This window comes from Kitasatospora papulosa, assembly GCF_000717245.1.
Taxonomy (GTDB): Bacteria; Actinomycetota; Actinomycetes; order Streptomycetales; family Streptomycetaceae; genus Streptomyces; species Streptomyces papulosus.
Window position 1 is genome coordinate 140,076 of sequence record NZ_JNYQ01000004.1, and the last position, 26,546, is coordinate 166,621.

The window sequence follows — 26,546 nt, forward strand, 5'->3', positions numbered from 1 at the left end:
GGCGGTACGGGTGGAAATCCGCGTGTTGTCGAGCAGGGCCGAATCCGACAGGCGATCGATGAATCACCCGGCAAATCTGAATAATGCGCAAAGAATGCCAGGCGAGTGACCCAACACACCTGCGATCCATAAGATCTATGTGCGCTTTTGCGCTAGATATCCCTTTTGCGGCTTTGGCTCCGAGGTCGCCCGTCTGCCATAGTCGGTGGCACGACCTCCTCCGACCCGAGCCAGGTCCCCCGTGCGGCCGTGGACACACCCCCCATTCCACGGTCCCCTCAGAAGCCCCCGCCGAGCCACACCCTGGCCGACCGGGGGCTTCTGCGTGTCAGCGGTCGGTGGTGCGCATCTCGAACCAGGTCGTCTTGCCGCGGGGTAAGAGATCCACGCCCCACCGGTCGGAGAGCTTGTCGACGAGGAAGAGGCCCCGCCCGCTGACGTCCGTCTCACGCACGGGCATCAGGCACGGCAGCCCGCGCGAGGGGTCACGCACCTCGATGCGGACCCAGCCGCGGCGGCGCAGCATCCGCAGACCGAATATCCGCGCCCCGGTGTGCCGCACCGCGTTGCCCACGAGTTCGGAGACCAGGAGCACTCCGTACTCGGCGGTCTGCGGGGGGAGCTGCCACTGCCGCAGCATCACGCACGAAGTGATACGCCGCGCCGTCGCCGCGGACTCCGGACGGGAGGGCAGCCGGACTTCCCCCTCCGTCGGGTTCCCGAACAACTCCAGTGCTTTGTACGCCTGTTCGTCCTCGACGACCGACGTCAAGCGTGCCGCTGCAGCGCTGCTGCGCGGTCGCGGCTGTTCCACACCCTCCAGGCCCGCCATGTCCCCCATCATGGCCGCACAGAACGCGCTCCGTGACCGTTCCTGCAGAATCCGCCTGCCGGAACCAGTCATTCCGGGCCGGTTGTCCGGCATATGCCAGAGGCAGAACGGAGGCCTGTTCAGCCGTACCCACCTGCGACGACGAGAAGCGGCCGAGCAATTGCACGGGCGTGACGGGCGCCGGGCCTTAAGGTTCCCTTAAGGCCCGGCTGAACCGCCCGCACGGATGAACGCGCGTGCCCGTGTACGCAACTCACCCTCGGTCAGAGGAATTCGGCCTTGCCCGGACCCTCCTCCACGAAGCTCCGCATGCCCCGCTCACGGTCCTCCGTGGCGAACAGGCCGGCGAACCAGTTCCGCTCGATCGTGAGCCCGGTGTCGATGTCCGTCTCCAGCCCCGCGTCCACGGACTCCTTGGCGGCCCGCAGCGCCAGCGCCGGCCCCCTGGCCAGCCGGGCCGCCCAGGCGTGCGCCTGCTCGTACACCTCGGCGGCGGGCACCACCCGGTCCACGAGTCCGATCGCCAGAGCCTCCTCGGCCTTGACCTGACGGCCCGTGAAGATCAGGTCCTTGGCCCTGGAGGGGCCCACCAGCCGGGCCAGTCGCTGGGTACCGCCCGCGCCGGGGATCAGCCCCAGCAGGATCTCCGGCTGGCCGAGCTTCGCGTTGTCCGCCGCGATCCTGAAGTCGGCGCACAGCGCCAGTTCGCAGCCGCCGCCCAGGGCGTAGCCGGTGACGGCCGCGACCACGGGCTTGGGGATACGGGCCACCGCGGTGAAGGACTCCTGCAGGGCGCGGGAACGCACGACCATCGCCGTGTGGTCCATCGCCTGCATCTCCTTGATGTCCGCGCCGGCGGCGAACACCTTCTCGCCGCCGTAGAGGATCACCGCCCGCACGTCGTCGCGCCGGCCCGCCTCCTCGGCGAGCTCACGCAGCCGGTCCTGGACGGCGACGTCCAGGGCGTTCATCGGAGGGCGGTCCAGCCGGATCGTGCCTACGTTGTCGCGTACTTCGAGGGTTACGGTCATGGGGAGCAGGTTAACCGCCGCTAACGCGGGCGGGCCCGGTGCCGTTGGTCACAGCACCGGGCCCGCCCGCGCCAGGCGGGAGGGGACCTACGCGGTCCACTCCGACCAGTCCATGTTCCAGCCGTTGAGGCCGTTGTCCGGCTGGATCACCTTGTCCTTGGAGTTCTTGACGACGACGACGTCACCGATCAGCGAGTTGTCGAAGAGCCACGCCGCGGGCGTCTTGCCGTCCCAGCCGCCGCGCACGTCCCGCAGGCCGACGCAGCCGTGGCTGGTGTTCGTGGTGCCGAAGATGCCCGACCCGCCCCAGTAGTTGCCGTGGATGAAGGTGCCCGAGGTGGACAGGCGCATCGCGTGCGGCACGTCCTTGATGTCGTACTCACCGCCGAAACCGACCGTGTCACCGTTCATCCGGGTCACCTTGAGCTTCTCGCTGATGACCATCTGGCCGTTGTACGTGGTCGTGGCCGGGGCGCCCGCGGAGATCGGGATGTCCTTGATCTGCTTGCCGTCACGGACCACCTTCATCCGGTGGGAGCTCGCGTCGACGGTGGAGACCTGGCTCCGGCCGATCGTGAACTTCACGGTCTTGGCCTGCTTGCCGTAGACCCCCGGCCGTCCCTCGACACCGTCGAGGTCGAGGCGCAGGGTCACCTTCGTGCCCGCGGCCCAGTACTTCTCGGGCCGGAAGTCGAGACGGTCGTTGCCGAACCAGTGGGGCTCGATCCGCACGGCGGGCTCCGCCGTCACCCTGACGGCCTTCTCCACGGCACCGGGATCGGTGATGCCACGCGTGAAGTGGATCGACACCGGCATGCCCACGCCCACGGTCGAGCCGTCCTCGGGCGTGTACTGGCCGATGAAGGTGTTCTCCGGGACCAGCGTCGTGAAGCTGGTGTCCTTCGCCGACTCGCGGCCCTTGCCGTCCTTCGCGACCGCGTGGACGGTGTACTTCGTCGCGGCGGCGAGGTGCCGGTCGGGGACCCAGCTGAGGCCGTCCTCGGCTATCTTGCCGTCGACCTCCTTGCCCTTGGGGTCGGCGACCTTCACCGTGCTCAGCTTGCCCTGGGCCGCCGAGATCTTCAGCGCCCCGCTGGTGGCCACGTCGTCGGCCCCGTCCTTGGGCGCGATCGTCACCACCGCCTGCGAGGCGCTGGTGTCGTCGACCTTCGCGCCCGCCTGCTTCCCGCTCCTGTCGGCGGCGGCCCCGCTGCCGCCGCACGCGGTCACCAGCAACAGCAGCGCGCCCAGTACCAGTGCGAGGAGGCCGTGGGCTCCGCGCCCACGCCGTTCCCCGCTCGCGCCGGCCCATGCCCCCGATATCGGCTGCCCGTTCACAGTGGTCGTCTCCCCTCGCACGGCCTGGCCCCGCCATGGCCCGCACCCCCGCGCGCTGTACATGCGCGCTCGGCGCAAGATAATCACACCGCGCGTGGGGAGAACTCCCCCGGAATGTCACCGTTCCGTCCCAACTCGTCCCGCGTGCACGCCGAGTGGTCCCGGAGCACATGCCTCCGGGACCTTCCCAGGTCGGACGGGGGTTCAGCGCAGGGCGGAGCCGGCCTTCCACTGCGGCCAGCCGAGGTTCCATCCGCCGAGCCCGTTGTCGGGGGCGACGGTCCGGTCGGTGGAGTTGACCACCTCGACGACGTCACCCACGAGCGTCCGCTCGAAGAACCAGCCGGCCGGGGTGTCCGAGCTGCCGCCCTTCACGTCACGCAGCCCGATGCAGCCGTGGCTGGTGTTCTCGGAGCCGAAGGTCTCCGGATCCTCCCAGTAGTTGCCGTGCAGGAAGGTGCCGGACTTCGTCAGCCGGATGGCGTGGGGCACGTCCTTGATGTCGTACTCACCGCCGAAACCGACCGTGTCACCGTTCATCCGGGTCACCTCGTGCAGCTCGGAGACCACCATCTTCCCGTTGTACGAGGTGGTCTTCGCGGCGCCCGCGGTGATCGGCACCGTACTGACGACCTCGCCGTCCCGTCGTACCTCCATCGTGTGCTCACGGGCGTCCACGACGGACGTCTGCGAGCGGCCGACCGTGAAGGTCACCTTCTTGCGCTGGCTGCCGTACACCCCCGGCGCGCCCTCGACGTCGCGCAGGCCGACGTCGACCGTGACCTTGGTGCCCGGCTGCCAGTAGGAGGCGGGCCGGAAGTCCAGCCGGTCCTTGCCGAACCAGTGGCCGACCACCTCGACCCGCGGCTCCGTGGTGATCCTGATGGCCTTCTCCACCGCGGCGCGATGGGTGACGGGACGGTTGAAGTCGAACGAGACGATCATCCCGGTGCCGACCGTGGACCGGTTCTCCGGCTTGAAGTAGCCGATGAAGCGGTCCTCGGGGACCAGGGTGGTGAACGTGGTGCTGCGGGCGGAGCGGTGCCCGTCACCGTCGACCGCGACGGCCTCCACGCTGTACTTCCCCGCCAGCCCCAGCCGGTATCCGCCCTCCCGGGGGGCCCACGAACGGCCGTCGTCGGCGATCCGGCCCGGCACCTCCTGGTGTTCCGCGTCCTCGGTCCGGGTCACCTTCACCCGCTCCAGCCGCCCGTCCGGGACGGTCACCGCGAGCCGGCTGTCCGCGCCGACGTTCTCGGCGCCGTCCCTGGGGACGATCCGGATCGCGTCCCCGGGCGAGCGGTCGTCCCCGAAGAACGGCGTCCCACCGGTGCAGCCCGTCAGTACGGCCAGCACGGTGAACAGTCCTGCCCATGTCAGCACGGCGGTCGAACCGGCGCGTGCTCTCTTCGCTACGTGGTTCACGCTCCCCCCAACGACGCGGCCGCCCGGGGGAAACGTGAGTGCGGCGCCGCCGGTGGGCAGAACAGAGAGGAGGACACCGCCAGGAAGGGCGCGGCCGGGACGCCGCGCACTCCTTCTGCGGGTGGCCGCTCCTACGAGCCGCAGGAGGCTGAGAGGTGTCGAGCACAGCCGAGCAGGAGGAAACGCCGCCCACGACGGGGAGGGTGGCGAAGGCCGGAGCGGTCCCCGGGAACGAGTCGGACAGACCACCCGTATGGCCGGGTGCCCCGATGCCGCTCGGAGCACGCTTCCGGGTGGGACCTGACGGAGTGGCGGGCACGAACTTCGCCCTCTGGGCGGGTGGGGCCGAGGCCGTCGAGCTCTGTCTCTTCGACGAGCGGGGCACCGAGACCCGGCTCCCGCTGACCGAGCTGACCCATGAGATCTGGCACGGCTTCGTCCCCGGTGTGGGGGCGGGCCGGCGGTACGGCTACCGGGTGCACGGGCGCTGGGACCCCTGGACGGGCGCCCGCTGGAACGCCGCCAAACTGCTCCTCGACCCCTACGCCCGTGCGGTGGACGGCTCGTTCACCCTGCCGCCCGAGGTGTACGGCCATGTGAGGGACTGGCCCGAGCAGCACGTCGCCGACACCGTGCGGGACGACCGGGACTCGGCGCCGTACGTCCCCAAGGCGGTCGTCGTGCACGACGACGACGACTGGGCGGAGGACCGCCGGCCCAAGACCCCGTGGGCGGACTCGGTCATCTACGAACTGCACGTACGCGGATTCACCAAGCTCCACCCGGACATCCCGCCCGAGCTGCGCGGCACCTACGCCGGACTCGCCCACCCCGCCGCGATCGGCCACCTGCGCCGTCTCGGGGTGACCGCCGTCGAGCTGCTCCCCGTCCACCAATTCGCCCATGAGGACCATCTGCTGCGGCGCGGGCTGCACAACTACTGGGGCTACAACTCGATCGGCTACTTCGCCCCGCACGCCGGCTACGCGGCGAGCGGTACGACGGGCCAGCAGGTCGGCGAGTTCAAGCAGATGGTGCGCGCCCTGCACGACGCGGGGATCGAGGTCATCCTCGACGTGGTCTACAACCACACGGCGGAGGCGGGCGAGCTCGGCCCGATGCTGTCCCTGCGCGGCATCGACAACCGGGGGTACTACCGGCTCCAGCAGGACCCCCGCCGGTACGCGGACTACACCGGCTGCGGCAACACCCTGCACGTGGTGCAGCCGCAGGTCCTCCGGCTGATCACGGACTCCCTGCGCTACTGGGTGACGGAGATGGGCGTCGACGGCTTCCGCTTCGACCTTGCCGCGGCCCTCGCCCGCTCGATGCACGACGTGGACATGCTGTCCCCCTTCCTCGCGGTGATCGCCCAGGACCCCGTACTGCGCCGGGTCAAGCTGATCGCCGAGCCGTGGGACGTCGGGAACGGCGGCTACCAGGTCGGCGCGTTCCCACCGCTGTGGACCGAGTGGAACGACCGCTACCGGGACGCCGTGCGCGACTTCTGGCGCGGCGCGCTCCCGGACGTGCGCGACATCGGCTACCGGCTCACGGGATCGAGCGACCTGTACGCCTGGGGCGGCCGGCGGCCGTACGCCTCGGTCAACTTCGTCACCGCCCACGACGGTTTCACCCTGCGCGACCTCGTGAGTTACGAGCAGAAGCACAACGAGGCCAACGGCGAGGGCAACCGTGACGGCACCGACGACAACCGGGCGTGGAACGGCGGCGCGGAGGGCGAGACCGACGACCCGGACGTCAACGCCCTGCGCCGCCGGCAACTGCGCAACCTGCTGACCACGCTGCTCCTGTCGACCGGGGTGCCGATGCTGGTGGCCGGCGACGAGATGGGGCGCACACAGGGCGGGAACAACAACGCCTACTGCCAGGACAACGAGGTCAGCTGGCTGGACTGGTCGCTCCTGGAGGACCCCGGGTGGCGTGAGCTGACCGAGCTGACCGCCCGGGTGCTGGCCCTGCGCCACCGCCATCCGGTGCTGCGCCGCCGCGCCTTCTTCGCCGGGACGCCGCAGGCCCCGGACGGTCTGCGGGACCTGGCGTGGTTCACCGCGCAGGGTACGGAGATGACCGAGGGCGACTGGTACGCGCCGGCGGCGACGCTCGGCCTCTACCTGTCCGGGCGCGACATCCCGGGCCGGGACGCGCGGGGCGGCCCGGTCACCGACGACAGCTTCCTCGCGGTCCTGCACGCGGACCACCGGCCGTGCGATTTCAGGCTCCCCGGCCCGCCCTGGGCCCAGACCTACGAACTGGTCCTGGACACCTCGCGCGAGGACCAGTCCACGGAGCCCGGCACCCTCCACCCGGGCGGCACGGCACTGACCGTGGAGGGCAGGACGGTGCTGCTGCTGCGGGTGGCGGGGTGACGGACCGGTTCAGCCGAGGATGCCGCGCTCGTAGGCGGTGGCGACGGCCGCCGCCCGGTCCTTCGCGCCCAGCTTCGCGAAGACGTGGGTGAGGTGGGTCTTCACGGTGGCCTCGCTGATGAACAGCTCGGCGGCGATCTCCCGGTTCGAGGTTCCCCGGGCGACGAGCCGGAGCACCTCGCGCTCGCGCACTGACAGCGGCTCGCGGGCGGGCGCGGCCGGGGTACGCACCCGCGAGACGAGACGAGAGGCGACGGCGGGCGAGAGCACGGTCCGTCCGTCGGCGGCGGCACGCACGGCGGTGAGGAGTTCCTCGCGGGGCGCGTCCTTCAACAGGTAGCCGGTCGCACCCGCCTCGATGGCGGGCAGGGTGTCGGACTCGGTGTCGTACGTGGTGAGGACGAGCACCCTGGACCGGGCGCCGAGCCGGATCAGTTCGGCGATGGCCGCCACCCCGCCGCCGCCCGGCATCCGCAGGTCCATCAGGACGACGTCGGGGTCCAGACGGGCCGTGAGCTCCACGGCGGTCACCCCGTCCGCCGCCTCGCCGAGCACCTCGAAGCCGGGGGCCGAGGCGAACATCCCGCGCAGACCGTCCCGTACGACGGGGTGGTCGTCGACGACCAGCAGGGTGATGACGCGCGCGGTACCCGGGTCCTCGGTCATAGGGGTGCAGGCTACGTCCCGTCAGGGGCGCCGGACCAGCGGCACCCGGGCGGACACGGCCGTGCCCTGTCCGGGCTCCGTCTCGATCTCCACCGTTCCGGCGATCCGTTCGGCGCGGGCGCGCATACCGCCCAGGCCGAACCCTCCTGTGCCGTCGTGGGACGGGAGCGCGGCCGGATCGAAGCCGCAGCCGTCGTCCCGCACGTCCAGGGTGATCTCGTCGCCCATGTAGGAGAGCGTGACGCCCGCCCGGCTCGCGCCGGCGTGCCGGGCCGCGTTGGACAGCGACTCCTCGGCGATCCTGAGCAGGGTGGACCCGACCTCGCCGTGGAGCGGCTCGACGGTCCCGGTGACGGTGAAGTCCGCGCGTACGCCGGTGCGTTCCTCCCAGTCGGTCACCGTCCTGCCGAGCGCGCCCGGCAGGTCGTCCTCCTCCAGCGCCGCGGGCACCAGGTCGCGCACCGACCGGCGTGCCTCCCCGAGACTGTGCCGGGCGAGCCCCGCCGCACGGCCGAGGTGTGCACGGGCGACCGCCGGGTCACGGGTGGAGGTGACGGCCTGGAGCTGGGTGATGATCCCGGTCAGGCCCTGGGCGATGGTGTCGTGGATCTCGGCGGCCAGCCGGCGGCGCTCGTCGGCGATCCCGGCCTCCCTGGCCTGGAGCAGCAGCTGGGCGTGCAGGGTGGCGTTCTCGGCCAGCGCTTGCTCCAGACGCGTGTTGGCGCGTTCCAGCTCGGAGATGGTCGCGGTCTGCCTGCGCGTCCTCTCCTCCTCCCTGGCACTCAGGTTGCCGAAGAGGAGGGTGAGGAAGGCGTGCAGGAGGAACAGGGCCCCGAAGGCAGCCCAGTTGACGGGCGAGGCGGGCGGCATCCCGCTGCCGCACTGCGCACCGGCCATGATCACGGCGGTGCACAGCAGGCCGGGGCGCACGAAGCGCGGGGGGAGGAGGTGTCCGACGTCGAAGTAGCCCACGATGGCGTAGACGGAGAAGAACGGGTTGAACCAGCACAGGGCGAAGGCGATCAGCGTCCGCAGGACGTAGTAGCCCTGGGCCGGGCGCGACTTCGGGGGGACGCCGGGCTCTCTTCGCCCCCACCACAGCTGGAGCACGAGCGCCGCGAGGACCAGGAGCCCCGTCACGTACGTCTCCCCGCGGGACATCCCGATGATGCCCGAGGACAGCGCCGCCATCAGGACGGCGATGCCGAGCAGTGTGTACGGGCCGTACCGGTGGAACTGTGCCCAGCGCTGCTCCACCGTCATGCCGCTGCTCATGCCGCCGCTCCCCCGCTCCGCCCGTGCTCCAGTCTCCCCCGGCGCGTCGTGCGGGTCACTCCCAGCGGAAGAGCCGGGTCGACGCCGTCGCCGGCACGGCGGTCCACACCAGCACGACCGCGAGGTGGGCGGCGCCCGGCCAGTGGCCCGAGGCAGCCTGGTCCAGGGCCTGCGACGCGGCACCGAACGGGGTGAACTCGACGATCCGGCGCAGCAGGTCCGGCATGGTCTGGACGGGCACCCAGACACCGGCGGTGAACATCATCACGAGGTACGCCACCGACCCGGCGGCGGTCGCCACCTTGGACGTCCGGGACAGCGCGCAGATGGTGGCGCCGAGGGCGAGGACGCAGGCCACCGCGAGGAGCAGGGCCAGCAGGTAGCCGGCGGCCCGTCCGGGCAGCCGGACGCCGAAGGCGGTCCGGCCGACCGCGACGACGAGCGCCGCGGATCCCAGCGCGGCCGCGCCGTGCAGCACGATCTGTGCGGCGAGCAGGGCGGACGGACGCACCGGGGTGGCCGACATGCGCCGGAGGATGCCGCGTTCGCGGTAGCCGGTGAGGACGGGCGGCATGGCCTGGAGCCCGGCCATGATCATGGCCAGCAGGACGGCCACCGGGACGTAGAGGTCGATGACGCTGCGGCCGCCGAGTGCGTCGTCGGCCTCCCGGAAGGACGGGATCAGACCGAGGACCGTCATCAGGGCCGTCGGGAAGACGAGGATCCAGAACAGGCTGCCGGGCTCACGCAGGAAGAGCCGGGTCTCCGCCCTGAGGACGGCGGCGAGCGGGGCCGGACGGGCGGAGGGGGTGGCGGTCGTGGTCATGAGGCCCGCTCCGTGAGGTCGAGGAAGACGTCGTCCAGGCCGGCCTCGGTGACGCGCAGGTGCCGGGCGGTGATCCGGTGGCGGGCGAGGAGTGTGATCACGGCGTTGGCGGTCTCGTCGGTGCCCTGGACGACCACCCGGCCGCCGGGCCCGCTCACCTCGGCGGAGACGGCGCCGGGAAGCGCCCGGAGGTCGGCGTGGGCGAGCGGCTGCGAGGGGGTGAAGGAGATGACCGTCGAACCCGGCGCCGCACCGATCAGCCCGCCGGGAGTGTCGACGGCGACGACCCGGCCCCGGTCGATGACAGCGATCCGGTCGCAGAGCCGCCGGGCCTCCTCCATGAAGTGGGTGACCAGCAGGACGGTCACCCCGCCGTCCCTGATCTCCTCGATGAGCCGCCAGGTGTCGCGGCGGGCCCGGGGGTCGAGACCGGTGGTGAGTTCGTCCAGCACGACCACCCGCGGACTGCCGATCAGGGCGAGCGCGATGAAGAGGCGCTGCTTCTGGCCGCCGGACAGCTGGGCGAAGCGGCGGTCGAGGTGCCCGTCCAGCCCGAGCCGTCCGGCGAGCGCGTCCCGGTCGGCGGGGTGCCGGTAGAAGGCGGAGTAGAGCTCCAGCGCCTCGCGCACGGTCAGCTTGGGCTGGAGCTCGCTCTCCTGGAGCTGGGCACCCAGCAGGTGCGTGACCTCCTGGCGGTCGGCGACGGGGTCGAGTCCGGCGACCCGGACGGTGCCCGCGTCGGGGGTCCGCAGCCCTTCGACGCATTCGACGGTGGTGGTCTTGCCGGCTCCGTTGGGGCCGAGGATCCCGAAGATCTCCCCCTCGTCGACGGTGAAGCTCACCCCGTCGACCACGGCACGGCCGCCGTAGGCCTTGCGCACCCCGTGCACTTCGATGATTGACATGCCCCGAGGATTGCGCCGCGGGGCGGGCGCCGGTATCCGCCGACCCGCTCGGACCGGCATCGTCCGATCGGTTGACCGGGCTCTGCGACCCGCGGTGTCCGACCGGAAAACCACATGAGCGATGTCAGTGGCGAACCATAGGCTCGGTCCTGATGCCCGAAACACCTGCAGAGCCCACGGACCGGTCCGCCGTGCGCTCCCTCCTGCGTCTGTGGCCCTATGTCAGACCGGTGCGCGCGCGCTGGATCGGCGCCGCCCTGGTGGCGGTTCTCGCGTCCAGCCTCGCCCTGGTGATCCCGCTGGTCCTGAAGTGGATGGTCGACGGCCCGGTGGCGGACCGCGATCCGGGCGGAGTGTGGCTGGGGGCGCTCTGGCTGCTGCTGCTGGGCATCGCCGAGGCCGGGCTGTTCGGCCTGCGCCGATGGCTGGTGGCCCGGCCGCTCGCGGGGGTGGAGGCGTCGATGCGCGCCGACCTCTTCCGCCATCTGCAGCGGCTGCCGGTGGCGTTCCACGACCGCTGGCCCTCGGGGCAGTTGCTCTCACGCGGTACCACCGATCTGATGCTGCTGCGGATGTTCCTGGCCTTCCCGCTGACGTTCCTGCTGGTCAACGGCACGACGATTTTGGTCGGTTTCGTCATCCTGTTCGCGCAGGAGTGGTCGCTGGGGCTGGTGCTGCTCGCGCCCGCCGTCCCGCTGATGGTCCTGTGCTCGCTCTTCGAGACGAAGTACTCGCTGGTGGCGCGCAGGGCCCAGGACCAGGTCGGCGACCTGACGACGGTCGTCGAGGAGAGCGTGCTGGGCATCCGCATCGTCAAGGGGTTCGGCCGCAACCGCAGCCAGGCGCTCGCCTTCCGGGCGCTCGCGCGGCGGCTGCGCACCACGGAACTGGGCAAGGCCCGGCTGCTCGCCGGGATCTGGGCGCTCGTCACCGCCATTCCGGAGCTGGCGATCGGCGCCGCGCTGGTGCTCGGCACGATCGAGGTGGCCGACGGAACCCTGTCGGCGGGCACGCTCGTGGCGTTCCTCTCGACGGCGCTGGCGCTGCGCTGGCCGGTCGACTCGATCGGCTTCCTGCTCGCGATGAGCCAGGAGGCGGCGACGGCGGCCGATCGCTTCTTCGAGGTCATGGACGTCGAGGAGGAGCCGGAGCCCGAGACGTCCGGGACGGCGTCCGGGACGCCGGACCGGGGCATCGTCTTCGACGGGGTCGAGTTCCGGTACCCGGACGCCGAGCCCGGGTCACCTCCCGTCCTCGGCCGGATCGACCTGCGGATCCGGCCCGGCGAGACGATGGCGCTGGTGGGCGCCACGGGCTCCGGCAAGACGACCCTGACGGCTCTCGTGCCCCGGCTGCACGACGTCACGGGCGGCCGGATCCTGCTGGACGGCGAGGACATCTCCACCATGCCGCGGCCGCGGCTGCGCGAGCTGGTGTCGGTGGCCTTCGAGGAGCCCACCCTCTTCTCGGCGACCGTCGGGGAGAACGTGCTGATGGGCGCGGAGGGAGCGAGCGAACAGGAGCTGCGCCAGGCCCTGTCCGTCGCGCAGGCCGACTTCGCGCACCAGCTGCCGCAGGGCGTCGGCACCCAGGTCGGCGAGCAGGGGCTGAGCCTCTCCGGCGGCCAGCGGCAGCGCCTCGCGCTGGCCCGCGCCGTGGTCGGGGGCCCGCGGTTCCTGGTGCTCGACGACCCGCTCTCCGCGCTGGACGTGCACACCGAGGCACTGGTGGAGGCGGCGCTGCGGCGCGTACTGGAGGGGACGACGGCTCTGGTCGTCGCCCACCGGCCGTCCACGGTGATGCTGGCGGACCGGGTGGCCCTGTTGTCCGACGGCCGGATCAGCGCCGTCGGCACCCACCAGGAGCTCCTGCGCACCAGCCCCGAATACGCCTGGCTGATGTCGGGTGCCCACGACACCGGTGTTCTCGTCCCCGAGGAGGGTGGCGCCCGATGACCAGTACGACAGCCGACGGACCGGCCCTCGCCGACGAGGACCTGCCCGGGAAGGGCTCCGGCCCGGCACGGGACGCAGGGGATCCGTTCGGCGCCGACACGCTGCCCGCTCCCCGGGGCGCCACCCGGGCCCTGCTCGTCTCCCTGCTGACGCCGATGCGCGCCCGGGTGGCCGTGACCTCCCTCCTGCTGCTCCTCCAGCAGGCCGCCGTACAGGCGGGCCCGCTGCTGGTCGCGTACGCCATCGACCGCGGGGTGCCCGCGTTCCGGGACCACGACTACGGTCCGCTGGCGGCCGTGGGCATCGGGTACGCCGTGTGCGCGGTGGGCGCGGGAGTCCTCCAGTACGCCTTCATCCGGGCGGCGGCCCGGATCAACCAGGACGTGCTGCTCGATCTGCGGGGACGGATCTTCCGCCACGCGCAGGCGCTGAGCGTGGACTTCCACGAGCGCTACACCTCGGGCCGGCTGATCTCCCGCTCGACCACGGACGTGGAGTCGCTGCGCGAGCTGCTGAGCGAGGGCCTGCAGGAACTGGTCGGGGTGCTCCTGTCGTTCGTCTCGATCTCCCTGATGCTGCTCTGGCTGGACCTCGGCATCGGGGCCATCGCCGTGGCCTCCTTCATCCCGCTGTATCTGCTGGTGCGGGGGTACCGGCAGCGGGCGGCCAAGGCGTACACGGCCCGATCGACGGCGATCGCTGCGGTCATCGTGAAGTTCGCCGAGACCATGAACGGCATCCGTCCCGTGCAGGCCTTCCGCAGGGAGCGGGCCAACGACAGGGACTTCGCCGTGTCGAACCACGACCACGAGCGGCGGAACGGCGACGCCCTGCTGGAGATGGCCCGTTACGTCGTCGGCTCCCGGCTGGTCGCGAACACGGCGGTGGCCGCGATGGTGCTCTGGGGCGCCTACCGGGTGGCGTCCGGCACGCTGGCGCTCGGGGTGCTGGCCGCCGCCGTGCTGTATCTGCGGCGGCTGTACGACCCCATCGACCGCCTCGCGATGTTCCTCAACTCCTACCAGTCGGCGTCCGCCTCGCTGGAGAAGATCGCGGGTCTGCTCGCGCAGACACCCGCGGTCCCCGAGCCCGCGGAGCCGAAGGCGCTGCCGCCGGTCGCCGGTGAACACCCGGGCCGGGAGGTCACGTTCGACGGTGTGCGGTTCGCCTACCGCACGGGGGGCGAGGTCCTGCCCCGCTTCGGCCTGACGATCCCGGCGGGCCAGACCGTGGCCGTGGTCGGCTCGACGGGTGCGGGCAAGTCGACGCTGGCCAAGCTGCTGGCGCGCTTCTACGACCCGACCGAGGGCCGGGTCCTGCTGGACGGCACCGACCTGCGCGACCTGGCGACGCCGGAACTGCGCCGGGGCGTGGTGATGGTGACCCAGGAGGCGTTCCTGTTCTCCGGGACGATCGCCGAGAACATCGCGATCGGCCGCCCGGAGGCGACACCCGAGGAGATCGAGCACGCGGCGAAGGCGATCGGGGCGCACGACTTCATCAGCTCCCTGCCCGACGGGTACGACACGGACGTCCGCAAGCGCGGTGGCCGGATCTCCGCCGGACAACGGCAGCTCGTCGCGTTCGCGAGGGCCCTGCTCGCCGACCCCGCGGTGCTCATCCTCGACGAGGCCACGAGCTCACTGGACGTCCCCGGGGAACGGGCGGTGCAGCGGGCCATGGGCACGGTGCTGCACGGGCGTACGGCGGTGGTGATCGCGCACCGCCTGTCGACGGTGGAGATCGCGGACCGGGTGCTCGTGATGGAGCACGGGCGGATCGTGGAGGACGGCCCCCCGGCCGAACTCGTCGCCGGTGCGGGCAGGTTCGCCGGCCTGCACAAGGCGTGGCGGGAGAGTCTGGCCTGAGGACGGCGGCCCCGCCGGGCGGCCCCGCGGCGCCTGACGCGGGGCCGCCCGGTGCGCGGTCCGGGCCACCGGGCTCCGCCGGGAGAACCACGTCTCCCGGCGGAGCCCCGCGGACCGCTCCGGTCCGCTCCGCGGGCGACGGCGCGGAACTGGCCACAGTTCGGCGCCGTCTCAGCACGTGGTCACCACCCTCCCCGCGCCTCCCCGTTCGAACACCGCGCATTCGAACGAAATCTCAACGCACCCTGGGGCACAAGGCTTCGCGGGTTCTCGGCGTCTCCGTCACGGCGCCCGGATGACACACGGCGAAACGTCCGGTTAACGAACACGGCATTTCCGGCAACGGACGACTTCCGGCCAATGTGTTGACGCGGTCCTGACACGCACATGCTTCGGCTGGCACTCTTCCCCCGTTCCACGCACCGCCTGCTCTGCCGGCCCACTCACCCAGTCGGCCGTAGCCCCCCTCGCAGAAGGAGTCCGCGTGAGACCCACGCACAGCCGTCGTGCCACCGCGACCGGCGCTCTGATAGCCGCAGCAGCCCTTCTCGCCGTCGGAATGCAGGGCGGAGCCGCATCGGCCGCGCCCGAAAGCGCGACCGCGGCACCTGCCGCCGCGGTGAAGGGCGCCGATCCCGGCGCGCTCCCCGCGAAGCTCTCCCCCGCCCAGCGTGCCGAGCTGCTCCGGGAGGCGAACTCCACCAAGGCGGCCACCGCCAAGGAGCTCGGGCTCGGCGCAACGGAGAAGCTGGTGGTCCGCGACGTCGTCAAGGACGTCGACGGCACCACCCACACCCGCTACGAGCGCACGCTCGACGGTCTCCCCGTCCTCGGCGGCGACCTGGTCGTGGCCGAGTCGAAGTCCGGGGCGACGCAGGGCGTCACCAAGGCGTCGAAGGCGACCGGGGCCCAGCTGAAGGCCGTCGGCACGACGGCGGACGTCGCGCCGGCCACCGCCGAGAAGCAGGCGCTCACCGCGGCCAAGGCCGACGGGTCGAAGAGCACCGAGGCGAGCAAGGCACCGCGCAAGGTCGTGTGGGCGGCGAGCGGCACCCCGCAGCTCGCCTACGAGACCGTGGTCGGCGGCCTCCAGCACGACGGCACCCCGAACGAGCTGCACGTGATCACCGACGCCTCGTCCGGCGCCAAGCTCTTCGAGTGGCAGGCCATCGAGACCGGCACCGGCAACACCCAGTACAGCGGCACGGTGACACTGGGCACCTCCGGCTCCGGCAGCTCGTTCAACCTGACGGACTCCGCGCGGGGCAACCACAAGACGTACAACCTGAACCGCGGTACGTCCGGCACCGGCACCCTGTTCTCCGGCACCGACGACGTCTGGGGCAACGGCAGCGCCTCGAACACGGAGACCGCCGCCGCCGACGCCCACTACGGCGCCGCGGAGACGTGGGACTTCTACAAGAACGTCATGGGCCGCACCGGCATCAAGGGCGACGGCGTGGGCGCGTACTCCCGCGTCCACTACGGCAACAGCTACGTCAACGCCTTCTGGTCCGACAGCTGCTTCTGCATGACCTACGGCGACGGCAGCGGCAACCTCGCGCCCCTCACCTCGCTGGACGTGGCGGCGCACGAGATGACGCACGGCGTCACCTCCAACACCGCCGGCCTCAACTACAGCGGTGAGTCCGGCGGCCTCAACGAGGCCACCTCGGACATCTTCGCGGCCGGTGTGGAGTTCTACTCCAACACCGCCACCGACCCGGGCGACTACCTCGTCGGCGAGAAGATCGACATCAACGGCGACGGCACCCCGCTCCGTTACATGGACAAGCCGAGCAAAGACGGCGCGTCCAAGGACTCGTGGTACTCGGGCCTCGGCTCGGTCGACGTCCACTACTCCTCGGGCCCGGCCAACCACTTCTTCTACCTCCTCTCGGAGGGCAGCGGGGCCAAGACGGTCAACGGGGTGTCCTACAACTCCCCGACGTCCGACGGCCTCCCGGTGACCGGCATCGGCCGGGACAAGGCGCTGCAGATCTGGTTCAAGGCGCTCACCACGAAGTTCACCTCCACCACGAACTACGCCGCGGCCCGCACCGGCACCCTCGCCGTGGCCGGTGAGCTGTACGGCACCTCGAGCGCCGAGTACGCGGGCGTCGCCAACGCCTGGGCCGCCATCGCCGTGGGCTCCCGCCCCGGCGGCGGCACCGACCCGGGCGGCAAGGTCTTCCAGAACACCACCGTGAAGGCCATCGCCGACCGGAGCACCACCAACTTCCCGGTCGTCGTCAGCGGCGTCACCGGCAATGCGCCCAGCACCCTGTCGGTGGCGGTGAACATCACCCACACCTACCGCGGTGACCTGGTCCTCGACCTGGTCGCCCCCGACGGGACGGCGTACCGGCTGAAGAACTCCTCGTCGAGCGACTCCGCGGACAACGTGGTGGAGACCTACACGGTCAACGCCTCCTCCGAGGTGGCCAACGGCACGTGGAACCTGAGGGTCCAGGACGCCTACTCGGGCGACACCGGCACCTTCAACAGCGTCAAGCTCACCTTCTGAGCAGCCAGGACCGCTGAGCGGGCCTCGGCCCGCACCGCGCACCGGCACCGGGGAACGGCCCCGGGAAGCATGCTTCCCGGGGCCGTTCCGCGCGCCGGAAGGGTACGCGTCAGAGAGGGAGGCCGCCCTCCCGGCCCGGCACGTTCTGCTCGGCCCAGACGATCTTGCCGTTCGCCGTACGGCACGAACCCCACCTGCGGCAGAGCAGGTTGATGAGCTGGAGCCCCCGTCCGCCCTCGTCACTGACGTCGGCGTGCTGGATCTGGGGCAGGTCCGGCCCGGTGTCGGCGAGTTCCACCTGGAGGCGCTCGTCGAGAAGCAGCCGGAGCCGGCCCGGGCCGCCGCCGTAGCGCAGGGCGTTGCCCACCAGCTCGCTGACCACCAGCTCCGTCACGTCGGCGAGTTCGGACAGCTCCCAGCGGGTGAGCTGCTCGGTGACCAGCTTGCGGGCGGTGGACGCGGGATTGCCCTCCGGGGGCAGGTCCCACTCGCGCAACCGCACACCGGAGCCCAGCTCGTGACCGCCCGCGACCAGCAGCACCGCCTCGTCGAACCGGCCGTCGTCCCGCCGCGGCGAGGTCAGCGGTCCGCCGCTGTCGAGCTGTTCGGGCGCCATGGCGGCCACGGTCGCGCGCAGCCCTTCCAGCTGCACGTCCACGTCGTCGGTGCGTGTCTTGATCAGGCCGTCGGTGTAGAGGACGAGCCGGCCGCCCACCGGACCGCGCACCCGCAGCGGGTCGTACGGGATCACCCCGGCGCCCAGCGGCGCCCCGACCGGCACGTCGAGATAGCGGGCGGTGCCCCCGGCGTCCACCAGCAGGGGCGGCGGATGGCCCGCGCTGGCGATCGTGTAGCTGGAGTCCGCCGGGTCGTACACGGCGCACAGACAGGTGGCGACCTGGTCGTCCTCCAGGTCGCGGGTGGCCAGGTCGAGCCGGGCGAGCAGCCGGTCCGGGGCGATGTCCAGCATCATGAGCGTACGCGCGACGGTCCGCAGCCGGCCCATCGTGGCGGCGGCGGGCAGGCCGTGGCCGGTGACGTCACCGACGACCAGCGCCGTGCGTCCGCTGGGCAGCGCCACCACGTCGTACCAGTCCCCGCCGACCCCGTGCGCGTCGACGGCGGGGGCGTAGTGGGCGTGCACCCGGAGGCCGGGCGTGTGGGGCGTGGCGCGCGGCAGCAGGGAGCGCTGGAGCGACACGACGTGCTCGCGTTCACGCCCGTAGAGCCGGGCGTTGTCCATGAACACGGCTGCCATGGAGGCGAGTTGGCCGGCCAGGTCCAGGTCGGCGCGGTTGAAGGGCGGGCTGTCACCGGCGCGCACGAAGTCCGCGGAGCCCAGCAGGACACCGCGGGCGATCAGCGGCACCGCCATGTAGCTGTGCACGCCCTGGCGGCGCATCGCCGCCTCCGCGCTGTCCGTCGGCGCGACGCGCGCGTAGTCACGCGAGGTCATCCGTCCGACCAGTACGGGCCGGCCGTTGCGCAGGCACTCGGTGGTCAGCAGCGTCTCACGGCGCTCCAGCCGGTTCACCACCTCGCCCACCGGGGCGGGTTCGAGCTCCGCGAGCGCGTCGATGGTGCGGACCGCCATGGCGCGGGTGACGGGCACCGCGGCGCCGGTGACGCGCTCGCCCTCCTCGCCGTGGAACACGGACTCCAGCAGGTCGACGGCGGCGGCGTCGGCCAGCCTGGGGACGCTGAACGCGGCCAGCTCCTCGGCCGTGCGCTCCAGGTCCAGCGTCGTGCCGATCCGGGTGCTCGCCTCGTTGAGCCAGCGCATCCGGGCGGCGGTGGTGAAGCGGTCACCCCGGGGCCCGGTGGGTTCCGTACGGCCGGGGTGCAGCAGGCGGGAACTGCCGCTCTGCGCGGCCAGCCGACGGGTCAGGCGTCTCGCTCGGCCTCCGCCGCCGTTCACCGTGCTGACCTCCACTCGCGTCCGGGGGGACGCATCGCTCGTCACGTCGGTGGCTGCTGGGCAGCACCGGCAGGGCTGTCATGTTAGCGAGATCGCGGCGAAAACACCCCTGCCGGACGACCGGTACGGAATCCGGACACGGCGGCGGGCCCGGCGCGGGGACACGCGCCGGGCCCGGACGGGGACGGGACGTCAGCGCAGCAGCACTCCGCCGCCGTCGCCCGTCGACGCGTTCGGCACGGCGACCAGGCCGAGCTCCGCGCCCGAGGCGAGCAGCGGATGGGCGGGCAGGACGCGCACGGTGTAGCCGTAGGGACCCGTACGGTCGAGGGCGAGCGGCCCCTCGTACAGCCAGCGGTCCTCCAGGTCGTGACCGCCGGCCGGCTTCAGCGGATACGTCCGCGCCTCCGCGATCGCGTCCCCGGAGTCGACGCGTCCGGCGACCACCTGCACCTCCACGTCCTCCGGGTCGAGACCGCCGAGGGCGATGCGGACGCGGAGCGCGAGGGTGGACCCCAGTTCGGCGGTGCCGCCGACGGCCGTGTCGGCGGCGGCCTCCACATGGTCGACGGCCACCTGCGGCCAGGCCGCGCGGACCCTGGTCTTCCACGCGGCGAGGTCACGGGCGGCCGCGGGCTCCAGGGCCCTGCGGGAGAGCGCCGCGGGTGCGTAGAGCCTTTCCACGTACTCACGCACCATGCGGCCGGCGAGGACCTTGGGGCCGAGGGTGGCCAGAGTGCTGCGGACCATCTCGATCCACCGCTCCGGCAGGCCCTCGGCGTCGCGGTCGTAGAAGCGGGGGGCGACGCGGTCCTCGATGAGCGCGTAGAGGGCGTTGGCCTCCAGCTCGTCGCGCCGTTCCTCGCCGGTGGCGGACCCGTCGGCGGTGGGGATCGCCCAGCCGAAGTCGGCGTCGAACCACTCGTCCCACCAGCCGTCACGGACCGAGAGGTTGAGGCAGCCGTTGAGCGCGGCCTTCATCCCGCTGGTGCCGCAGGCCTCCAGCGGGCGCAGCGGGTTGTTGAGCCAGACGTCGCAGCCGGGGTAGAGCTTCTGGGCCATGCCCATGCCGTAGTCCGGCAGGAAGACGATGCGGTGGCGTACCCGGGGGTCGTCGGAGAACCGCACCAGCTCCTGGATGAGCCGCTTGCCGCCGTCGTCGGCGGGGTGGGCCTTGCCGGCGACGACGATCTGGATCGGGTGCGTCGGGTGGAGCAGCAGCTCGCGCAGCCGGTCGCGGTCGTGCAGCATGAGCGTCAGCCGCTTGTACGAGGGCACCCGGCGGGCGAAGCCGATGGTCAGGACGTCCGGGTCGAGCACCCCGTCGATCCAGCCGAGCTCGGCGGTGCCCGCGCCCCGGTCGCGCCAGGAGGCGTGGAGGCGCCTGCGCACCTCGGTGACGAGCTGCTCCCGCAGGCCTCGGCGGAGGTCCCAGATCTCACGGTCGGGGACGGCGCCGGCGGTGCGGCGGAGCCCGGAGGCACCCGCCTGCCCGTCCCCGGCGCCGTCGGACGGATCGGCGTTGCCGGCGCCGTCCCCGAGGCGCAGGACCTCGGGCGCGACCCAGGTCGGGGCGTGCACGCCGTTGGTCACCGAGGTGATGGGCACCTCGGAGGGGTCGAATCCCGGCCACAGCCCGGAGAACATCTCCCGGCTCACGGCTCCGTGCAGGGTGGAGACCCCGTTGGCCCGCTGGGCGAGCCGCAGCCCCATCACCGCCATGTTGAAGAGACCGGGCTCACCGCCCTCGTAGGTCTCCATCCCGAGGCGCAGGATCTTCTCGGCGCCGACGCCCGGCAGTTCGCCGTCGTCACCGAAGTGACGGGCCACGAGCTGGCGGTCGAAGCGGTCTATCCCGGCGGGCACCGGGGTGTGGGTGGTGAACACCGCGCCGGCCCGCACGACCTCCAGGGCGGCGTCGAAGTCCAGCCCCGTCTCGGAGAGTTCCCTGATCCTCTCCAGGCCGAGGAATCCGGCGTGCCCCTCGTTGGTGTGGAACACCTCGGGGCCCGCGTGTCCGGTCAGCCGGCAGTAGGAGCGCACGGCGCGCACCCCGCCGATGCCGAGCAGCATCTCCTGCAGGAGCCGGTGGTCGCTTCCGCCGCCGTAGAGCCGGTCGGTGACGTCGCGCTCGCCGGGGGCGTTCTCCTCGACGTCGGAGTCGAGCAGCAGCAGCGGGACGCGCCCGACCTGGGCCTGCCAGACCGCGGCGTACAGCGAACGGCTGCCCGGCAGGGCGAGCACCACCCGGCAGGGGGTGCCGTCGGCCTCCCGGAGGAGGGTGAGCGGAAGCTCGTTGGGGTCGAGGACGGGGTAGTGCTCCTGCTGCCAGCCGTCCCGGGACAGGCTCTGGCGGAAGTAGCCGTGCCGGTAGAGCAGGCCGACTCCGATGAGCGGCACGCCCAGGTCGCTGGCGGCCTTCAGGTGGTCACCGGCCAGGATGCCCAGACCGCCGGAGTACTGGGGCAGGGCGGCGGTGACACCGAATTCGGGGGAGAAGTAGGCGATGGCCGCGGGGAGCTCCGCGCCCTCGGAGAGCCGGCTCTGGTACCACCTCGGTCCTCCGAGGTACTGCCGCAGGTCCTCGGACACCTCGGTGAGCCGGCGCATGAAGTGCTGGTCCCCGGCCAGCTCGGCGAGGCGCGCCGCCGGGACGGTGCCGAGCAGACGCACGGGGTCGGCGTCGGCGGACCGCGGGTTCTCCGGGTCGACCGCCCGGAAGAGCTCTTGGGTCTCGGTGTGCCAGGACCAGCGCAGGTTGCGGGCGAGGTCGCTGAGCGGTCGCAGGGGTTCGGGGAGGACGGGACGCACGGTGAATCGACGAATGGCCTTCACGTATCCCACCTTTACAGGGGACGTACGGATCCGAGGGGACGCACGACGGTGGGCGCCCTCTCCGTCACCCTCGACGGTAGCGTCGGGCCGCCCCGCGCGGCCACGGCGCGCGACCGGCGCGGGTGTCGTCGCCGGGGCCGGTCCGGTGCGGCCCGACCGCCCGCGCCCCGGGCGCTGCACGGTGTGCGCCCTCCCTCTGCGACCTCCTGGGTCACCCCGGTCCCGGAGGCCGCACCGGCACCCCTGGTCCCGGTCGCCCCATGGGCCAGATGCGCCAGTTTCGTACCCCTCTGTCACGGGCGATATGGCTGATTTCCCCTCCGCACGCGGACTTGTGGCACCCCGCCCCACGGGGAAGGCTGCGGAGGTGCCCGCGTGGCGGCCGGGGGACCGGCGCGCGGCCCACGGCGCGTGCACCGGTGGAAACGAGGAGTTGACACACCGTCGGGTTGGCCGCCCGAAAACGGTGGGAAGGCTCCCCCGGTAACACTCCCGCGCTGCACACCCCAGGTGCCCCGGTCCGAGCCCGGACCGCCCGCGCACCTGCCATTCGAGTGCCATTCGAGTGAACGCGGACAGGAGCGGCCATGCCCACAGCCCGCCAGCCGACGACCGAGCAGCTACAAAGGACGCAACCCCACCATCGCGGCGCGCGCGGTCAGCCCTTCACGCCCACGCCGCGCGCCGTGCATGCCGAGCTCCGACCCCCAGGTGATTCCATGATCGGTCGCATTCCCGTCCTGGACGTCCGTCCGCTCGTCGACTGCGGCAGACGGCCCGCCAAAGCCGTCGCGGGCGAGACCTTCGAGGTCAGCGCCACCGTGTTCCGCGAGGGGCACGACGCCGTGGCCGCCAACGTCGTCCTGCACGACGCGAACGGACGGCCCGGCCCCTGGACACCGATGCGCGAGCTCGCCCCCGGCACGGACCGCTGGGGCGCCGATGTCACCCCCGGCTCCGAGGGCTCCTGGACGTACACCGTCGAGGCGTGGAGCGATCCCGTCACCACCTGGCGCAGACACGCACAGATCAAGATTCCGGCGGGCATCGACACCGCACTGGTCCTCGACGAGGGGGCCGAGCTGTACGCCCGCGCGGCCGAGGGGGTTCCGAAGAAGGACGGGCGCGAGGCCGTGCTCGCCGCCGTCGACGCGCTGCGCGACACGTCCCGGCCGGCGGCCTCCCGGCTGGCGGCCGCGCTGACCGCGGAGGTGGACGAGGCCCTGGGGCGTCACCCCCTGCGCGAACTGGTCACCGCGTCCCGGCCGATGCCCCTGACCGTCGAGCGACGGCGTGCCCTGTACGGCTCCTGGTACGAGCTGTTCCCGCGCTCCGAAGGCGCCCGTCAGGAGCCGGTGGCTCCCCCGAAGCCGGCCCGGAGGCCGAGGGCGGCGAAGACCGCGAAGACCGCGGCCGCCGCCACCCGGAAGCGGACTCCCGCGGTCACGGCCGAGGTCCCGCAGCCGGCCACCAGGATGGTCGGCGGCACCTTCCGCACGGCCGCCGAGCGGCTTCCCGCCGTCGCCGCGATGGGGTTCGACGTCGTCTATCTGCCACCGATCCACCCCATCGGCACCACCCACCGCAAGGGCCCCAACAACAGCCTCTCGCCGGGAGCGGACGACCCGGGTGTGCCCTGGGCGATCGGGTCGGCCGAGGGCGGCCACGACGCCGTCCATCCCGACCTCGGGACGCTGGAGGACTTCGACCACTTCGTCGCGGTCGCCCGCACCCTGCGGATGGAGATCGCGCTGGACTTCGCCCTGCAGTGCTCCCCGGACCACCCCTGGGTGACGGAGCATCCGGAGTGGTTCCACCACCGCGCCGACGGGTCGATCGCGTACGCCGAGAACCCGCCCAAGAAGTACCAGGACATCTATCCGATCGCGTTCGACGCGGATCTCGCCGGGATCGTCCGCGAGACGGTCCGCATCCTGCGGTTCTGGATGGAGCGCGGCGTGCGGATCTTCCGCGTCGACAATCCGCACACCAAGCCGGTGGTCTTCTGGGAGAAGGTGATCGCCGACGTGAACCGCACCGACCCGGACGTGATCTTCCTGGCGGAGGCCTTCACGCGTCCCGCGATGATGCGCACGCTGGCCTCGGTCGGCTTCCAGCAGTCGTACACCTACTTCACCTGGCGTAACACGAAGCAGGAACTCACCGAGTACGTGACCGAGCTTTCGGGCGAGAGTTCCTCGTACATGCGGCCCAATTTCTTCGTGAACACGCCCGACATTCTTCCGGGTTACCTCCAGGAGGGCGGCCGTCCCGCCTTCGAGGCCCGGGCCGTGCTGGCCGCGACGCTGTCCCCGTCCTGGGGCGTGTACGCGGGCTTCGAGCTGTGCGAGAACACCCCGGTGCATCCCGGGAGCGAGGAGTACCAGGACTCCGAGAAGTACCAACTCAGGCCCAGGGACTGGGAGTCGGCGGAACGTGAGGGCCGCTCGCTCGCTCCCCTGATCACCTCGCTCAACCGGATCCGCCGTCGCCATCCGGCACTCCAGCAACTGCGCGACGTGCACTTCCACCCGGTCGACAACGAGGCGCTGATCGCCTACAGCAAGCGCTCCGGTTCGGACATCGTCCTGGTGGTCGTCAACCTCGACCCTCACCACACCCAGGAGGCCACGGTCTCGTTGGACATGCCGCGTCTCGGCCTCGACCGGCACGAGAGCGTGCCGGTGCGCGACGAGCTCACCGGCGACACCTATCACTGGGGCAGGACCTTCTATGTGCGTCTCGAACCGGGGGCGACCCCGGCGCACATCGCGGTCCTGCGACCGTCCCCGCCGACCGGAGGGTCACCCACACCATGATCGTCAACGAGCCTGTCCACGACCTGTTCGAGGACACTCCCGCCAAGGACCGCGATCCCGACTGGTTCAAGCGCGCCGTCTTCTACGAGGTACTCGTCCGGTCCTTCCAGGACTCCAACGGGGACGGCGTGGGCGACCTCAAGGGCCTCACCGCCAAGCTCGACTACCTGCAGTGGCTGGGGGTCGACTGCCTCTGGCTGCCGCCGTTCTTCAAGTCACCGCTGCGTGACGGCGGTTACGACGTCTCCGACTACACCGCCGTGCTGCCCGAGTTCGGCGACCTCGCCGACTTCGTGGAGTTCGTCGACGCCGCGCACCAACGCGGGATGCGCGTGATCATCGACTTCGTCATGAACCACACGAGCGACCAGCACGACTGGTTCCAGCAGTCCCGCACCGATCCCGACGGGCCGTACGGCGACTACTACGTCTGGGCCGACGACGACAAGCAGTTCCCGGACGCGCGGATCATCTTCGTCGACACGGAGACGTCCAACTGGACCTTCGACCCGGTCCGCAAGCAGTACTACTGGCACCGGTTCTTCTCGCACCAGCCGGACCTCAACTACGAGAACCCGGCGGTGCAGGAGGAGATCATCTCGGCCCTGCGCTTCTGGCTGGACCTCGGCATCGACGGCTTCCGGGTCGACGCCGTGCCCTACCTCTACCAGCGTGAGGGCACCAACTGCGAGAACCTCCCCGAGACCCACGACTTCCTCAAGCGGGTCCGCAAGGAGATCGACGCCAACTACCCGGACACGGTCCTGCTGGCCGAGGCCAACCAGTGGCCGGAGGACGTCGTCGACTACTTCGGCGACTACACGGCCGGCGGCGACGAGTGCCACATGGCGTTCCACTTCCCCGTGATGCCCCGCATCTTCATGGCCGTACGGCGCGAGAGCCGCTACCCGGTCTCGGAGATCCTGGCGAAGACCCCGGCGATCCCGTCGGGCTGCCAGTGGGGCATCTTCCTCCGCAACCACGACGAGCTCACGCTCGAGATGGTGACGGACGAGGAGCGGGACTACATGTACGCGGAGTACGCCAAGGATCCCCGGATGCGCGCCAACATCGGCATCCGCCGGCGCCTGGCCCCGCTCCTGGACAACGACCGCAACCAGATCGAGCTGTTCACCGCTCTGCTGCTGTCCCTGCCCGGCTCACCGATCCTCTACTACGGGGACGAGATCGGGATGGGCGACAACATCTGGCTGGGCGACCGCGACGCCGTGCGCACCCCGATGCAGTGGACGCCGGACCGCAACGCCGGCTTCTCCTCCAGCGATCCGGGGCGGCTCTACCTGCCCACGATCATGGACCCGGTCTACGGCTACCAGGTCACCAACGTCGAGGCGTCCATGGCCTCGCCGTCGTCGCTCCTCCACTGGACGCGGCGGATGATCGAGATCCGCAAGCAGAACCCCGCCTTCGGTCTCGGCTCGTACAACGAACTGCCGTCCTCGAACCCGGCGGTGATCGCGTTCACCCGCGAGTACAAGGACGATCTCGTGCTGTGCGTCCACAACTTCTCGCGGTTCGCGCAGCCGACGGAGCTCGATCTGCGGGACTTCGACGGGCGCCATCCGGTGGAGCTGATCGGCGGGGTCCGTTTCCCCGCCGTAGGTCAGTGGCCCTACCTGCTGACGCTCGCGGGCCACGGTTTCTACTGGTTCCGGCTGCGGAAGGACGCTCCGGTCGGCTGACCGCCGGTGACGGCCGGCTGACGGCGCCTCACCGTCGAGGCGCCGCCCGCGGGGCGGTTTCCGCCGCCCCGCACGGGGCACTCTCCCCCCTGTCGAGCCCTTTCGTGCTCCATCGGGCCCTTTGGGCCCATTGATCAAGTCCGTACGGACTTTCCTCACCCGACACGTCCCGCACAGCCGGACAGCCATTGCCGCAATCCGGGACACTCTTCGCATCCTGTGGTGTGCCCGGG

The 26,546-nt window shown here is 71.6% G+C and carries 16 protein-coding genes; 6 read left to right on the top strand and 10 right to left on the bottom strand.

The window, feature by feature from the left end; genetic code table 11:
- Positions 1-328: 328 nt before the first annotated feature.
- The 4 genes from IA22_RS0111890 to IA22_RS0111905 all read right to left on the bottom strand — a co-directional run bounded on the left by IA22_RS0111890 (position 329) and on the right by IA22_RS0111905 (position 4,626).
- Complete coding sequence (locus IA22_RS0111890) at positions 329-844, bottom strand: ATP-binding protein (protein WP_030123590.1); 516 nt, start codon at positions 842-844, stop codon at positions 329-331.
- A 251-nt stretch (positions 845-1,095) separates the two neighbouring features.
- The gene (locus IA22_RS0111895) at positions 1,096-1,863 is read right to left on the bottom strand and encodes an enoyl-CoA hydratase/isomerase family protein (RefSeq protein ID WP_015578798.1); all 768 of its coding nucleotides are present in this window, start codon (positions 1,861-1,863) and stop codon (positions 1,096-1,098) included.
- Between the two features lie 87 nt (positions 1,864-1,950).
- Positions 1,951-3,201: a L,D-transpeptidase gene (locus IA22_RS0111900; RefSeq protein ID WP_030123591.1), complete on the bottom strand. Its 1,251-nt coding sequence runs from the start codon at positions 3,199-3,201 to the stop codon at positions 1,951-1,953.
- 204 nt (positions 3,202-3,405) lie between these two features.
- Positions 3,406-4,626 (bottom strand): L,D-transpeptidase, encoded by a 1,221-nt coding sequence (locus IA22_RS0111905; RefSeq protein WP_030123592.1) that lies wholly within the window; start codon positions 4,624-4,626, stop codon positions 3,406-3,408.
- Positions 4,627-4,781: 155 nt separating this feature from the next.
- On the opposite strand from IA22_RS0111905, the gene glgX reads away from it, so the two are divergent.
- On the top strand, positions 4,782-7,016 hold the full coding sequence (gene glgX / locus IA22_RS0111910) for a glycogen debranching protein GlgX (RefSeq protein ID WP_030123593.1): 2,235 nt from the start codon (positions 4,782-4,784) through the stop codon (positions 7,014-7,016).
- Between the two features lie 9 nt (positions 7,017-7,025).
- On the opposite strand, the gene IA22_RS0111915 is transcribed toward glgX, so the two are convergent.
- From IA22_RS0111915 to IA22_RS0111930, 4 genes are read right to left on the bottom strand one after another with little or no spacing between them, the layout of a single operon-like run.
- Positions 7,026-7,682 carry a response regulator gene (locus IA22_RS0111915; RefSeq protein ID WP_014153979.1) on the bottom strand — a complete coding sequence of 219 codons (657 nt, stop codon included), beginning with the start codon at positions 7,680-7,682 and terminating at the stop codon, positions 7,026-7,028.
- 21 nt (positions 7,683-7,703) lie between these two features.
- Positions 7,704-8,957: a sensor histidine kinase gene (locus IA22_RS0111920; protein WP_014153980.1), complete on the bottom strand. Its 1,254-nt coding sequence runs from the start codon at positions 8,955-8,957 to the stop codon at positions 7,704-7,706.
- 55 nt (positions 8,958-9,012) lie between these two features.
- Positions 9,013-9,783, bottom strand: a complete 771-nt coding sequence (locus IA22_RS0111925) for an ABC transporter permease (protein WP_014153981.1) — start codon at positions 9,781-9,783, stop codon at positions 9,013-9,015.
- Positions 9,780-10,688 carry an ABC transporter ATP-binding protein gene (locus IA22_RS0111930; protein WP_014153982.1) on the bottom strand — a complete coding sequence of 303 codons (909 nt, stop codon included), beginning with the start codon at positions 10,686-10,688 and terminating at the stop codon, positions 9,780-9,782. Before IA22_RS0111930 ends, IA22_RS0111925 begins: the two co-directional genes overlap by 4 nt.
- Positions 10,689-10,840: 152 nt before the next feature.
- Here IA22_RS0111930 and IA22_RS0111935 point away from each other — a divergent pair, with 152 nt between their 5' ends.
- The 3 genes from IA22_RS0111935 to IA22_RS0111945 all read left to right on the top strand — a co-directional run bounded on the left by IA22_RS0111935 (position 10,841) and on the right by IA22_RS0111945 (position 17,038).
- The gene (locus IA22_RS0111935; RefSeq protein WP_030123594.1) at positions 10,841-12,643 is read left to right on the top strand and encodes an ABC transporter ATP-binding protein; all 1,803 of its coding nucleotides are present in this window, start codon (positions 10,841-10,843) and stop codon (positions 12,641-12,643) included.
- Positions 12,640-14,511: an ABC transporter ATP-binding protein gene (locus IA22_RS0111940; RefSeq protein ID WP_030123595.1), complete on the top strand. Its 1,872-nt coding sequence runs from the start codon at positions 12,640-12,642 to the stop codon at positions 14,509-14,511. Before IA22_RS0111935 ends, IA22_RS0111940 begins: the two co-directional genes overlap by 4 nt.
- Positions 14,512-14,995: 484 nt before the next feature.
- On the top strand, positions 14,996-17,038 hold the full coding sequence (locus tag IA22_RS0111945; protein ID WP_015578791.1) for a M4 family metallopeptidase: 2,043 nt from the start codon (positions 14,996-14,998) through the stop codon (positions 17,036-17,038).
- Between the two features lie 109 nt (positions 17,039-17,147).
- On the opposite strand, the gene IA22_RS0111950 is transcribed toward IA22_RS0111945, so the two are convergent.
- Positions 17,148-18,956, bottom strand: coding sequence for a SpoIIE family protein phosphatase (locus IA22_RS0111950; protein ID WP_240798459.1), 1,809 nt, complete (start codon positions 18,954-18,956; stop codon positions 17,148-17,150).
- 192 nt (positions 18,957-19,148) lie between these two features.
- Positions 19,149-21,791 (bottom strand): alpha-glucan family phosphorylase, encoded by a 2,643-nt coding sequence (gene glgP / locus IA22_RS0111955; RefSeq protein ID WP_030123597.1) that lies wholly within the window; start codon positions 21,789-21,791, stop codon positions 19,149-19,151.
- A 719-nt stretch (positions 21,792-22,510) separates the two neighbouring features.
- On the opposite strand from glgP, the gene IA22_RS0111960 reads away from it, so the two are divergent.
- Both IA22_RS0111960 and treS read left to right on the top strand, forming a co-directional pair.
- Entirely contained in the window at positions 22,511-24,610 is a 2,100-nt protein-coding gene (locus tag IA22_RS0111960; RefSeq protein WP_015578787.1) for an alpha-1,4-glucan--maltose-1-phosphate maltosyltransferase, read from the top strand.
- Positions 24,607-26,313, top strand: coding sequence for a maltose alpha-D-glucosyltransferase (gene treS, locus IA22_RS0111965; RefSeq protein WP_014153989.1), 1,707 nt, complete (start codon positions 24,607-24,609; stop codon positions 26,311-26,313). Before IA22_RS0111960 ends, treS begins: the two co-directional genes overlap by 4 nt.
- The last annotated feature ends 233 nt before the right edge of the window (positions 26,314-26,546 follow it).